The following is a 13,281-nucleotide window of genomic DNA, read 5'->3' as shown; positions in this document are numbered from 1 at the left end:
GCCAGAAAGTCAATGAAGATTTGAAGAAGAAAATCCAGTAATACTACCTAATCGGGAATTATGCCCTTATTATTTGGATCTATTACCTAAGTAGTTTCACGGTAATCCAGCCAAAAAAGTTTATGATCACTCCTCCAGGGCTGTGTCCAACACTTGTCGGTTCAGAAATGTTTAATTCCAGAATGTATCAAGTAGCTCACCCTTCAACTAATTCTGTGATTAAACGATTCATAGATATAGTGGGTAGCATTGTAGGGTTGTTGATTTTGTCTATTGTATTTTTACCGATCGCGATCGCCATTAAGCTAGATAGTCCAGGGCCGATATTCTACACTCAAGCTCGTTGTGGGTTACAAGGAAAACCTTTTAAAATCCGTAAATTCCGATCGATGGTAGCTAATGCAGACGCTCTTAAATCAAAAGTAAAGAACGAAGCTAAAGGATTGATATTTAAAAACGAAAACGATCCTCGTGTGACTCGCGTCGGAAATTTCCTCAGAAAAACTAGTTTGGATGAATTGCCGCAATTCTGGAACGTTTTCAAAGGAGAAATGAGCTTAGTTGGTACTCGTCCACCAACCCTGGATGAAGTTGCTCAATACAAAGAACATCACTGGCGCAGACTAGATGTTAAGCCTGGTATTACTGGATTATGGCAAGTTAGCGGTCGTTCTTCCGTTAAAGATTTTGAAGAAGTCGTAACTTTGGACTTGAATTATCAAAAAAATTGGCATCATCTTTACGACCTTTACTTAATTTTGAAAACTATAGAAGTAGTAGTGTTGAGGAAAGGTGCTTACTAACACAAAATCAGCCAACAGAAAGGACTCTCTTACCTTTCTTTGGCTCTTTCTTTTGTGCTAATGCAAGCAAATGTTTTCTAGCTCCAACTTAACGAGCAATTGAGATTAACACCTGCTTTTCTGTGATTAACATTATTTGTATTTATCGGAAGCTGACAAGCATATTGCTCAAGAGAATTGTTTGATAATTGTAGGGAATGGTTAAACTCACAATTATCTAATTTAGCTCCCGAAAGATTAACACCTCTGAGGTCGGCTTCAGTTAAATTAGCTTGACTCAAAATTGTCCAATTTAATTGTGCATTGTGCAAGGAAGCTTTAGTAAAATTAGCGCTAGTTAGGTCTGCGCCTATAAAATTTACTCCTTGGAGTTCAGCTTGGGTAAAATTAGTGCCAATTAAATTTGCTCCTTGAAAGTTAGCCCCACTCAACTTTGCTTCGCTTAAATTGACTCCACTTAAGTCTACTCCAGTTAAATCAACTCCGTTGAGATAAGCTCCGGTGAGATTAACATTTTGCAGATCTGCGCCTTCTAAAGAAGCTCCACTTAATCTGGCAGCACTTAAATTTGCCCAGCTAAGAATTGCACCATTAAGATTAGCTCCTCTCAGGTTAATTCCGGTTAAAGAAGCGCCACAAAGATTGGCTTTTGCTAAGTCAGCATTTCTCAAGTTAGCAGCATTAAGATTAGCACCGCTGAGTCGAGATTGAGTTAATTTCGATTTGACTAAAAAAGCACCCTTGAGGTTAGCTTTAGTTAAATCGGCATTTTCCAAACTCCCTTCACTTAATTTAACAAAACTTAAATTTGCCCAATTTAATAATGCGCCATTAAGATTTGATTTAGTGAGAAAAGCTTTACTAAAATCGGCTCCGGTAAGATTTGCTTCTGCTAAATTTACTCCGATTAAAGTTACTCCGCTTAAGTCTACTCCTCGCAGGTCATATCCAGAGAAGTCTCTATGTCCCATATCATAAAGCCTGAGCATAATGTGACGAGCCATGTTCTGCGATTTCCTATTGCTAAATTTTTCCTCTGAGAAGTTAAGGGGACTGGGATTCCTTATAAAACAAACATTTCACAAAATTTTCTGGTTTACTTGTCACCATAAGTACCAGCGTGATAATTTATATTTCCCTGTTGAGCTTCTAATTTAAACAGTCCACTAAAAATATTACTTTGGTTGGCTTGGGAAAAAATTTAAGAAAAAAGATGTTTTGTCAAGCAAATTTAACAATTTATTTATATTTACTACTGATTTTACAAAAATTACCAGTCAAAGGGAAGAGCGAAATAATCGGTGAGAGTAAAGAATTGTTGCTTTTGATCAGTGAAGGGAAGAGGGACTGGGGAGAAGAGGTGGAGGGATGGGCAAGAACATCTAATGTAGGGGTAATTCATGAATTACCCCTACATTAGATGTTCTCTCCCCTGCTCCCCAGTCCGAGAAGAGGTACTTTTAGTCACTTTTGTTAAGTTGAGTAAGGGATATTTTGATTTTTTGACTGTGAATAGGCAGCATTAGAGTTTAGTAGATTTTTCATTTGGTTGAGTTATGTTAGATACTCTCGATCTCGATCGTGCTTTAGATAAAAATACTTATCGCACCCAGATTGAAGCTTTGATGCGGCAGTTGCGATCGCTCCAAAAAGCCTGTTGGGATAAAAAACAACCGATGGTGGTAGTTTTAGAAGGTTGGGCAGCGGCAGGTAAAGGCGGATTAGTGAAAAAAATGGTAGGATACATGGACCCTAGAGGTTTTACAGTCCATCCTACTTGGCCTCCGACCCCGGAAGAACAAAAGTATCCTTTTTTGTGGAGATTTTGGAAACAGTTACCAGCGCGTGGCAGTATCGGGATTTTTTATCATAGCTGGTATATTCATGTACTCGAAGATCGGTTATTTGAGCGGGTGGAAGCAGCGCAAGTGCCGATGGTGATGCAGAGTATTAATGCTTTTGAGCGTCAGTTGGTGGATGATGGAGTGGCGATCGCCAAATTCTGGATTCATCTTAGCCAAAAAGAACTGAAAAAACGCCTGAAAAAATACGCCTCCAACTCCTTAGAATCTTGGCGAGTTCGTCCTGAAGACTGGCAACAAGAGAAAAATTACGATCAATATGTTGCCCTTGCCGAAGAAATGCTGATTCATACTAGCACTGGATCGGCACCTTGGACTTTGGTCGAAGGTGACTGTCAACGCTGGGCAAGAGTCAAAGTTTTAACGCAATTTGTGGCTACAATTACCGAAGCACTCGATCGGCAACACTCTCATCTTCCGCCGCCTTCCCTTCCACCCCAAGAACGCCTGAGTCCCGCCGAACCAAATTTATTGGCACAGGTAGATTTAACTCAAAGTTTGTCTAAGTCAGAATACAAAATCCAACTGAGTCGAGAACAGGTAAAACTCAGACAATTACAATTAAGTATTCATGAACATCAAGTCCCAATTTTAATTATCTTTGAAGGTTGGGATGCCGCCGGAAAAGGTGGGGCTATTAAGCGACTTACAGATATTCTCGACCCTCGCAGTTACAAGGTTAATGCTTTTGCTGCACCCACTGACGAAGAAAAAGCTCATCATTATTTGTGGCGTTTTTGGCGACGCTTACCAATGGCAGGAACAATTGGCATTTTCGATCGCAGTTGGTACGGTCGAGTATTAGTAGAACGAGTCGAAGGTTTTGCTAAAGAAAATGAATGGCGACGCGCCTATCAAGAAATTAACGAGTTTGAAGCCCAGTTAACCAGTGATGGCTATGTTTTGGTGAAATTTTGGTTACATATTAGCCAAGAAGAACAAATGAGACGGTTTGAGGAACGGCAGAACGATCCATTTAAAGAGTATAAACTGACTGAGGAAGATTGGCGCAATCGGGAGAAATGGCCGTTCTATGAAGTAGCAGTAAATCAAACTATTCAACGCACTAGCACTCCTACGGCCCCTTGGACTTTAATTCCTGCTAATGACAAGTACTTTGCCCGTGTTAAAGTAATTCAGACTGTTAGTGGGGCGATCGTCCGCGAACTAAAACGTAGATAATTGTCTTTGGTCATTTGTGATTGGTCATTTGTCATTGGTCATTGGTGTTTGGTTATTAGTTATTAACCCAACTTTTTCCTTATTTTAAACCCCTACAAATGACGAATGACCAATGAATAATGCCTAAAACTATATTCGTGAGGTAGTGTTTTTATGTTGTTTCTCACATTAACTCAATTAATATTTTTAACGTTAATAGTTTGGTTAGTTTGGCGAGTAGTTTTTCGACCTGGTAAAGAGGGCGATGCTAGCGGTGGCAGTGCTGGTGGTGGGAAGTATAGACCAAGAGATTATTTAGCTTGGTTGGGGGCGCTAATTGTTTTACTGGCAGTAATCCTGGCATTATTAACCCCGAATAATGGTGCAGTAGTCCAGGTTTGGAGTATTTTATCTTTACCTCTAAAACCACTAGGATTATCTATTTTATTGCTGTTGTTTGGATTGATGGGGATTAAAAAAGGAGGAATTCCCAAAGATGCAGAAAGATATGTACAAATTGCTACCGCACTTTTGCTGGTTTTTAGTATTCCGATTATTGCTTTTTTGCTGGTGCAATTAATTGAATCTGATTCGATTTTGGCTTTACAAGCAGCGGCGCATCGCCAAGATAAAGTTGATGCTATTGTATTGCTAGGACAGGCAACAACTCAACAACCTTTTTTGGAAGCAAACCAAATTCACTTGACGGATGCGGGCGATCGCATTTTGCAAGCCGCTAGAGAATACGATCAACAATTAAGATTAGGCAACGATGCGTTTATAATTGTAAGTGCAGGCCCTAGACCAGGACAAAGATTAAACCCCAATCAACCTAACCCTGCTGAAGCTTTTACTATTGCCAGAATCCTCAGAAGTTTAGGTATTCCCCAATCAGCTATTTTTATTGAACCAACAGGCATAGATATTCGCACTAGTGCCGAAGCAATTAAACGAAAATATGTGGATCAAGGTATTATTAGTAAACGAGTTATTCTCGTTGCTTCCGCTTTAAATATGCAACGCGCTAGACAAACATTTGCTCAATTAGGAATTTCCACTATTCCTAGTCCAGCTACTTTTTATACATTTCAAGCGGGCGGAGTTCCCAGAGTTATTTTTGCCACTAGCCAAAAAGATAGATGCGATACTATTAGTGTGACTTTCCGTAATGCGCGGGAAGTACAATTTTCTGATTTTATGCCTAATGTAGATTCTTTATTGTTGAGTACTCGCGTAATTAATGAGTTTTGGTCTTCAGTTTATTACTTTTTACGCGGTTGGTTATCTACTGGTGTAGATCCGGTTCCGCTACCCCAGAATATAAGATGCTAAAAGTTGGGAAGTTTCTACATCTGTAGAGACGTTTCATGAAACGTCTCTACTACAGTAAAGGATGTTCCTTTGTAGCATAAACAAATCCAAAGGATATAACATATAAATATGGCTCATTCTCGATTAAGAAAACTTGGTACTTATCTCCGTCCCTACTGGAGAAAAGTTGGGTTAGGCATTTTAGCATTGTTTTTTGTCAACAGCTTAGGGGTATATATTCCTCTGCTAATTCGGCGCATCATTGACGAACTTAGTGTTACTTTTAGCTTTAATCAAGTTGTCCGTTATGTGGTGGTGCTTTTTATTTTGGCATCTATCATGTGGGTGATTCGTGTAGCATCGCGAATGTTAATTTTTGGGATTGGGCGACAGGTAGAGTTTGACTTAAAGCAAAAGATTTTTCAACATCTGCTAACTTTAGAACCATCTTATTTTCATAACAATACAGCCGGAGATATTATTAACCGTGCGACTAGTGATGTGGATAATATTCGACGGTTGTTAGGTTTTGCTGTATTGAGTTTGGCAAATACTTTTTTTGCTTATGGGTTAACTTTGCCAGTGATGTTAGCAATTAGCCCTATTATCAGTTTATCAGCGATCGCAGTTTATCCCTTCATGTTACTAACTGTTCAATTGTTTAGTGACAAATTGCGTAATGAACAATTGCAAGTGCAAGAAAAATTATCTAACCTGAGTGAGTTAATTCAGGAAGATATGAGTGGGATTTCTTTAATTAAGATTTACGCCCAAGAGGAGAATGAAAAACGCGCTTTTACAGGGTTAAATAATGAACTACTAGAAGCAAATTTGCAACTAGCTAAAACTAGAACTACTCTGTTTCCTTTAGTTGAGGGAATGGCTTATATTAGTTTGCTGGTGTTATTGTGGGTGGGAGTAGGCGCGATCGCATCTGGTACAATTAGTATTGGGGATTTTGTCGCTTTAATTCTTTATGTCGAACGCTTAGTTTTTCCCACAACATTGCTAGGTTTTACGATTACAGCTTATCAACGAGGAGAAGTAAGTATCGATCGCATAGAAGCAATTCTAACTGTAGAAGCAAAAGTCAAAGACCGAGAAAATTCTGTACCATTACCCCTAGAAAAAGTTAGAGGTAAATTAGTAGCAAAAAACCTTAACTTTACCTATCCCGGCGCTAAAATTCCGGCTTTAAGTAATATCAATTTTACCATTGAACCGGGAGAAACTGTAGCGATTGTTGGGCCAATAGGTTCAGGTAAATCAACATTAGCTAATGCAATTCCCCGCTTATTAGATATTGCCAAAGGAAACTTGTTTTTGGATGGGTATGATATAACTTATTTGCGGTTGCAAGACTTACGAAATGCGATCGCTTACGTTCCCCAAGAAAGTTTTCTCTTCAGTACAACCATTAAAAATAACATTCGCTACGGCGATCCAGTAATTGAACATCCTTATGTAGAAAACGCAGCAAAACAAGCACAAATTCACGAAGAAATTACCACATTTCCCCAAAATTATGAAACCATAGTTGGCGAAAGAGGAATTACACTTTCTGGCGGACAAAGACAGCGTTCCGCATTAGCCAGAGCATTATTAGTGGATGCACCAGTGCTAATATTAGATGATGCTTTAGCGAGCGTAGATAATCAAACTGCAACCGCAATTTTGGAAAATTTATCTTCGGGAACTGAACGTAAAACCGTAGTTTTTATTTCTCACCAAATGTCTGCTGCTGCTAGTTGCGATCGAATTTTCGTCATGGATAAAGGCGAAATTGTCCAAGTAGGAACTCACAAGGAATTAGTAGAAAAACCCGGATTATATCAATCACTTTGGAATCAGCAAAAATTAGAAGAATTGCTGAAGTAATAGGTAGGAAGTAATGCCAAGTTACTATAATTATTTCCTTACCGAAACTTCCAATGGGTATCTTCTAGCCAGCTTTTTCCATTTTTCTGCTTCTGATTGTAAAACCTCAAACAGTGAAAACACATAACAAGCAATAAAACTCATAATCACCAGTTCACCGCCATCTTCTAAGAGGATTAATACAGGATCTAACTCAGGAGAACTAGTTATCATGTGAACTAAATCTAGTATGACTCCGCAGAAAGCAAGAGCAAACATCATGATAATTAAATCTTTTGATACTCTTCGGGAAGTGTAATCACTAAATCGATAAGTAATAGTAATTAATGCTAAGAAAAATAAAACAACTACACCAATTACCACCAGTTCCCCAAAATCTTGTCCCCGCAGATTGAACATTCCAGGAATAGCCAATTGATTAGTGATAATAGTACCTAATCGTTCGTGAATTTCCCCCGCATCATCAAGCAAAAGATAAAAGAATAATAATGACCAACTTCCATATAAAAGTAACCCCGTTCTGAAAGCTAAAATTAGCAATAACATAGCAATCCAATACTCTTTTATATACTGGAATATTTCCGAAAATCCCCTATCTGTTTCCAAGGAGAAAGCATAATTTTTAGTTAATCCTGTGTAGGAATAAATCAAATGAAGCAACATAAAAGCAACATCAGTCAATAAAAATAAGTAAAACAGTCTCATTGACTGATTGCTAAAATTGAATATCCCGGAAAAGTTAAATCTTTTTAGTCCCATAATGTTTCTCACCTCAATAAAATTTAAGCGCATCAAACTATCAGTAGGGTGTTTATAGCCTACGGCATTTAAGAAAAGCGCCGCGTCATGCGCCATTCCTAAAGATGAGTTAACTGCAATTTATTTATTTTTTAATCTAAACTTAAACTACTGCTCGATCGCTCTTTCTTATGGATGATTGTTGCAAAGAGAAGCAACATTCCTCAGATCGAGCCTCTGAGCATTAGTGTTTTCACTGAATAATCTCGCTTCTTGACAGTATTTTCCTCTATATTCAAATGTATTTTTTTCATGAAGAGTAAGTGGAAATATTGACCATATTTTATTTTTTTGATGAAGACTCTCTCAAACTGATTGACGAGGCCGATCGGGGTATGACATTTTTTTGATGAGATTCAAATGGATGCGAACAGAAATATCAGCTAGTTGTTTGTCGATTTAATTCATTTTTTAGAAATATAAGGAGATTAAGTATGAATTTCATACGATATGGGCTGTTAGCGGGGACGACTGTGGCAATGCTGCTTTTTACGACTAGACAGAGTGATGCGGCATCGATTTTGCAAAATGCGACTCTGGCAACTCCACCTGCCGGAAGTACTGTAATTGGAGAATGTGCTACTGGGGGACTTTGCCAACCTGGAGACGTGCTAAATCTTACGTATAATCCAGGCACAAGTTCAGTATTTGCCACAAATGACACAGATTACAACTTTACGAAATTCATCTACACTATTCTTCCAGGGCAAGATGCGGTTTGGTCATCGCAGTCTACGTTTGATTTCTTCAACAAGGCAGAAATTTCCAGTGATGGCAAAGTTCTTACCCTGAGTGATGGTTTATTTAGTGTTGGCGCAACGGCTCTTTTCAGCGCCACCTTTTCTGGTAACACTCCAGTGAATGCTGCTGTTACATTTGAAGGTTCTAAGGCTGTTCCCGAACCAAACACAATTGCTGGTTTAGCACTAGTGGGTGCAGCTGGTGCTTATTTCCGTCGTCGTAAACAACAAAATGTTAATTAGTTGATAGCAAATCCGGGTTATCTACCTCCTTTGTTTTCTTCCTCTTTTCTTGGTATTCTAATTCGCTATTGCGAATAATTGCGCTACCGCGTCTTTGGGGTTTAAAAAAGAGGTAATTAACCCGGATTTAAAGAGAATCAAAAAAGTTAGCCCCTGGCAAAGGTAGATTTTGTAATTGAGAATTGATTCTTTGGGCTGTAGATAAGCCAGATTGCAAAGCACTTTCGACCAAATTTCCTCCACACCAATCGCCACAACAAATTAAAGGTAAACTTGTTTGAGCATCCAAAAACATTTCCCCTAAAGGGCGACTAGGAAAAGCATAACGCCAGCGATGAACTTGGAAGAATTCAGGACTGTCTAACCAAGGAATAAAATGTTTAGCTGCACTCGCTAATAATTCTCTAGCGGCGGGTTGTAAATCCTCCGCATCTAAATAAAGTTGAGCAAATTTAGCGCTACTTTGAATCACAAAAACAGGTGCTTCTGAATTTAAGCGTTTACTACTATCCAAACCTATCCAAGCTAAATCATCATTTTGGGAAAAAAGAATTGCTTTCTCAGGTCGATCGACTTGACAAGAACTAGAATAACCAGCCATAACCGTAATACAAGGAGCAAAATCGATCGCTCTCAACTTACCCAAAACCTCTTGAGAAACCAAAGGTTCTAATAACATCAAAGCTTGAGGCGCTGGAATTGCCACTACCACCGCTTTTGCCAATAAACTTTCTGGCAACTCATCATTAATAGCAGCGAAATTCAATTGCCAACAATCTTGATTAATTAAAGAAATTGACTCAACCCTGTGATTTAACCAAACTTCCAACCCAGTAGCCAAAAACTTAGCAACCGCACTCATTCCTTCAGGCGCAACATAACAGTTAGTCGAAATTTGGGAGTCGGGTGAAAGGAAAATTTTATCCGTCCATAATTTTAGGATTTGGCGATCGGATAAAATCTTTACCAAACCCTGCAAAAATTCACCTTTCTCTTCCAAATAGCGCAAACCGTGATCGGCGCGAGTATCATGTAAACGGCGCGTCGCCACCCTTCCGCCCACACCACGCGACTTTTCCACCACTACCACCCGATAGCCAGCCTGACGTAATTGCTGCCCCACAGTCAAGCCAGCCACACCAGCACCAATTATTGCCACATCAAACATGACTTAGTGAACTCCGCATTCAAAGGGATAAGTAGGTAGATATAAATAAAGTAAAATTAAGGCGGGCAGGATGCCCACCCCACAAGATTTACAGCTTTCTTGTGGGGTGGGCATCCTGCCCGCCCCATCCATAAATAACTATTATCACTTTATTTATTTACACCTACTTAGAAGTAGATTGACAATTCAACCTCCTGTCAAGCTATTGCTGTGACGGCAGATGAATTGTTCTATTAAGATAAGGTACAGCAACGCATCTCTAGTCTGGGAGGGTTCGATTTTGGATGAGTTGAGATCGGCGCTGGAGTTAGCAACAGAAGAAGAATTGCAACAACTTACCGCAATTCTGTTCTGCCGCAGATTTAATCCTATAGATTATATTCACACGCCTGACCCAATAGAAGTGCAAAGCCAAGACCGAGAAGCTTGGCTGGAAATGATCGAAAATAGATTTCGTTTTTTAGCAGCAGATGGCATAACAGTATTGCGAGGACGTACCCAGCAAGTAACTTACCGCCAAACTTTAATTCAAGTTTGTCGCTATCTCAAAATTCGTTATTCCCATAAACTTTCCACCACAGACTTAGAAGCAGAAATTTTTCTCAATCTGCTAAAACGGGCTTGGAAAGAATTACCTGCTGGCGATCAAAATGAAATTACTAAGAGAGTACAAATTGGATTATCGGAATCTAAGTTATCGCAACCATTACCCCTTTCAGTACAAAAAGATCCTTTTGGTTGGCTAATTAAAGGTGGTAGTGCTTTGGCGGTAACTTCCATTCTACAACCGATGCTTTTGCAACAAATTGCCCGTCAGTTTGCCATCCATTTTGCTACTTATCAAATGGCGAAGCAAGCTATTGTTCAAGGCGGCGCAGCAGTAGCCACAAAATTCCAAGGTTATATGGCCCTGCAAGCAGCAGAAAAAGGAATGGCAATCACAGCTGCTCGATATTCAGCAGTACGTGGTATATTTTCATTTTTAGGCCCTGCAATGTGGGCTTGGTTTGTTGCCGATGTTGGTTGGCGGTCAATTTCTACCAATTATGCACGGATTATTCCAACCATTTTTGCCTTAGCCCAAATTCGTTTAACTCGTGGGGAATGTTGGGAATTAGCTTAACAAAATGAAGGATGAAAGATGAAGGAAAAATTTTTGCATTGGAAAATTAAAACCTCTCACTTTCATCCCGATCGCAAATTGCAATTTTTGGGAAATATGTTTCAGCTGGGCTTACTTACTTTTCCAGTAATTCCAGCAGTGGGAATGGTGTTACTTTCGTTATCCGCTTTAGCAACTTGGTGGAAAAAATACCGCCAAATTATTAGTCAACCTTTAACTTGGGGTTTGGGAATTCTCACAGTTTTGTTAGTTATAGTATCCAGTTTTGGCTATTACCGGACTGAAGCTTATTTAGGTTTAGGCAATTTAATTCCCCAATTCATCTTTTTTACTGGCATTAGTGCGTTAATTCAAACTCCCGCCCAACTAAGACGAATTAGTTGGATTTTAGTTATTACTTCCGTCCCAGTAGTAATTTTTGGTTTAGTGCAAATATTATTAGGTTGGGGAACAGTTGGTGCAGTGGAAAGTTTTTTGGGTTTAGCGATCGCACCCACCGGAAACCCCCCAGGCAGAATGTCCGCAAACTTCATGTATGCCAACATACTAGCCGCCTATCTCACAATAGTTTTTATTTTAAACTTAGGTCTATTAATCGAAAACTTCCAACAAAAAACTATTTCTCAGTCCCCACCCGTAGACGGGGGGGTTAGGGGGGGTTCCCAGTCCCAATTCCTAATAGTAACACTGTTAGGAAATTCCCTAGCTTTACTACTAACAAATTCCCGCAATGGTTGGGCGATCGCAGTTTTTGCCGCCTTAACCTTTGCCGTATATTTAGGTTGGCGTTGGTTAATATTTATAGTTAGCGGAATTTCAGGAATTATTCTATTATCAGCTTTCTCACCCTCACCAATTCGGGAACCTTTTAGAAAAATTGTTCCCTATTTTATCTGGGGAAGACTGTCTGATGAAATGTTTGGCGATCGACCAATTCCTCTATTACGTTCAACCCAATGGAACTTTGCTTTATCTCTCACCCAACAACGCCCCTTAACAGGTTGGGGATTACGGAATTTTTCACCTCTTTATATTAACAAATATTCCAATTATCCCCTAGAAATTTGGTTAGGACATCCCCATAATTTATTTTTAATGTTAACCGCTGAAATCGGTATTCCTGCCACAATTTTCTTTTGTATTTTAGTGGGTTGGGTAATCTTTCAAGCCTTTTTATTAATTAGAGATTGGTCAGATACTTCAGCAGACAAATTAATATTTTTCAGTCATTTAGTAGCTTTTTTCGGTTGTATTTTGTTTAATACTGCCGATGTCACAATGTTTGATTTACGAGTTAATGCTTTAGGTTGGTTGCTGTTAGCTGGAATTTGGGGAGTTATAAGTACTCATCGAGCCAATATTTAACATATTCGATACTTATGACTTATGATAGTAAATCAAATTACTCTCACAGGTTATCAGAAATAATTAAATCAATTATCTCATTTTTAAACTTTCGGTAAATCCGAAAGTCACTATCCAAAGTTAATACCGAACTGCCTTCTATTAACTCCCTCATCCTTACTAAACAAGCATCAGCTAACGACATTGGTACATTCTGATATCTCTTCATTAACTCGCGGATAGTTTCTACTTGATCATCGAGATGAATTGGTATTGTGATTACTCCAGCCTCCAGCATCGACATAATGGCATCTTGTCCGCCGTAAGTTCGCCGTAATAAAAAACACGCTTCAGAAATTACGGCTTCACAAGTAAATAAAGGTATTGCTAGATTTTTCCAAACTTCTCTCGTCCAATGATGGAAATTATCTCCTTTATCAAGAAAAGCTACTAAGGGACTTGTATCTATAATTACTTTGGACTTCATTCTTTACCAAATCCCTCTAAATAAGCTTTATTAGTAGAAAGGTCGCCTAATCCACTATCAATACATCCCGCCCATTGTTGAGCAACTTCATAAGCAGAAATAGGTTGTATTTCTTTCGCATTATTTTGGGATTTATATTGCAGAAATTGAATAAAATCAATGACTTCTTGCTGTTGATTACTGGATAATTTTTTAAATTCATCGATCATTAATTGTTCGTTATTAATGGCTTGTGTCATATTTCACCTGTGGAAACATCTAATGTTTTAGCTTAAACAATAGTGATGTGGCTCAATTTTACCAAAACTTCATCTTTCCTTTCTTTGCCGATCGAATGAAGCCTGAAATACAGTCCAAAGTTCT

Annotated in this window: 12 protein-coding genes; 7 read left to right on the top strand and 5 right to left on the bottom strand. The window is 38.9% G+C overall.

Annotated features, from left to right (window positions below; all coding sequences use genetic code 11):
- The first annotated feature begins 167 nt into the window (after positions 1–167).
- Positions 168–803, top strand: coding sequence for a sugar transferase (locus ACE1CC_RS28505; protein WP_459563933.1), 636 nt, complete (start codon positions 168–170; stop codon positions 801–803).
- Positions 804–880: 77 nt separating this feature from the next.
- Here ACE1CC_RS28505 and ACE1CC_RS28500 read toward each other — a convergent pair whose 3' ends face one another.
- Entirely contained in the window at positions 881–1,807 is a 927-nt protein-coding gene (locus ACE1CC_RS28500; protein ID WP_413273809.1) for a pentapeptide repeat-containing protein, read from the bottom strand.
- Between the two features lie 552 nt (positions 1,808–2,359).
- On the opposite strand from ACE1CC_RS28500, the gene pap reads away from it, so the two are divergent.
- The 3 genes from pap (at position 2,360) to ACE1CC_RS28485 (ending at position 7,015) form a co-directional block, all read left to right on the top strand.
- Entirely contained in the window at positions 2,360–3,847 is a 1,488-nt protein-coding gene (gene pap / locus ACE1CC_RS28495) for a polyphosphate:AMP phosphotransferase (protein WP_413273808.1), read from the top strand.
- Between the two features lie 153 nt (positions 3,848–4,000).
- Positions 4,001–5,158: a YdcF family protein gene (locus tag ACE1CC_RS28490; protein WP_413273807.1), complete on the top strand. Its 1,158-nt coding sequence runs from the start codon at positions 4,001–4,003 to the stop codon at positions 5,156–5,158.
- Between the two features lie 108 nt (positions 5,159–5,266).
- Positions 5,267–7,015 (top strand): ABC transporter ATP-binding protein, encoded by a 1,749-nt coding sequence (locus ACE1CC_RS28485; RefSeq protein WP_413273806.1) that lies wholly within the window; start codon positions 5,267–5,269, stop codon positions 7,013–7,015.
- Positions 7,016–7,045: 30 nt separating this feature from the next.
- Here ACE1CC_RS28485 and ACE1CC_RS28480 read toward each other — a convergent pair whose 3' ends face one another.
- Entirely contained in the window at positions 7,046–7,720 is a 675-nt protein-coding gene (locus tag ACE1CC_RS28480; protein WP_413273805.1) for a hypothetical protein, read from the bottom strand.
- Positions 7,721–8,247: 527 nt separating this feature from the next.
- On the opposite strand from ACE1CC_RS28480, the gene ACE1CC_RS28475 reads away from it, so the two are divergent.
- The gene (locus tag ACE1CC_RS28475) at positions 8,248–8,796 is read left to right on the top strand and encodes a PEP-CTERM sorting domain-containing protein (protein ID WP_413273804.1); all 549 of its coding nucleotides are present in this window, start codon (positions 8,248–8,250) and stop codon (positions 8,794–8,796) included.
- 127 nt (positions 8,797–8,923) lie between these two features.
- Here ACE1CC_RS28475 and ACE1CC_RS28470 read toward each other — a convergent pair whose 3' ends face one another.
- Positions 8,924–9,964, bottom strand: a complete 1,041-nt coding sequence (locus ACE1CC_RS28470; RefSeq protein ID WP_413273803.1) for an NAD(P)/FAD-dependent oxidoreductase — start codon at positions 9,962–9,964, stop codon at positions 8,924–8,926.
- 280 nt (positions 9,965–10,244) lie between these two features.
- Between ACE1CC_RS28470 and ACE1CC_RS28465 the strand changes: the two genes are divergently transcribed.
- Together ACE1CC_RS28465 and ACE1CC_RS28460 are read left to right on the top strand one after the other, a co-directional pair.
- Entirely contained in the window at positions 10,245–11,087 is an 843-nt protein-coding gene (locus tag ACE1CC_RS28465; RefSeq protein ID WP_413273802.1) for a YaaW family protein, read from the top strand.
- A gap of 18 nt (positions 11,088–11,105) precedes the next feature.
- Positions 11,106–12,452, top strand: coding sequence for an O-antigen ligase family protein (locus ACE1CC_RS28460; RefSeq protein WP_413273801.1), 1,347 nt, complete (start codon positions 11,106–11,108; stop codon positions 12,450–12,452).
- 43 nt (positions 12,453–12,495) lie between these two features.
- Here ACE1CC_RS28460 and ACE1CC_RS28455 read toward each other — a convergent pair whose 3' ends face one another.
- Together ACE1CC_RS28455 and ACE1CC_RS28450 are read right to left on the bottom strand one after the other, a co-directional pair.
- Positions 12,496–12,918, bottom strand: coding sequence for a type II toxin-antitoxin system VapC family toxin (locus ACE1CC_RS28455; RefSeq protein ID WP_413273800.1), 423 nt, complete (start codon positions 12,916–12,918; stop codon positions 12,496–12,498).
- Positions 12,915–13,157 carry a DUF2281 domain-containing protein gene (locus ACE1CC_RS28450; protein ID WP_413273799.1) on the bottom strand — a complete coding sequence of 81 codons (243 nt, stop codon included), beginning with the start codon at positions 13,155–13,157 and terminating at the stop codon, positions 12,915–12,917. The genes ACE1CC_RS28455 and ACE1CC_RS28450 overlap by 4 nt, the downstream gene beginning before the upstream one ends.
- Between the last annotated feature and the right edge of the window lie 124 nt (positions 13,158–13,281).

It is taken from the genome of Floridaenema aerugineum BLCC-F46 (genome assembly GCF_041929345.1).
GTDB classification, from domain to species: Bacteria; Cyanobacteriota; Cyanobacteriia; order Cyanobacteriales; family Aerosakkonemataceae; genus Floridanema; species Floridanema aerugineum.
This window is presented reverse-complemented; position numbering and strand designations above follow the sequence as displayed.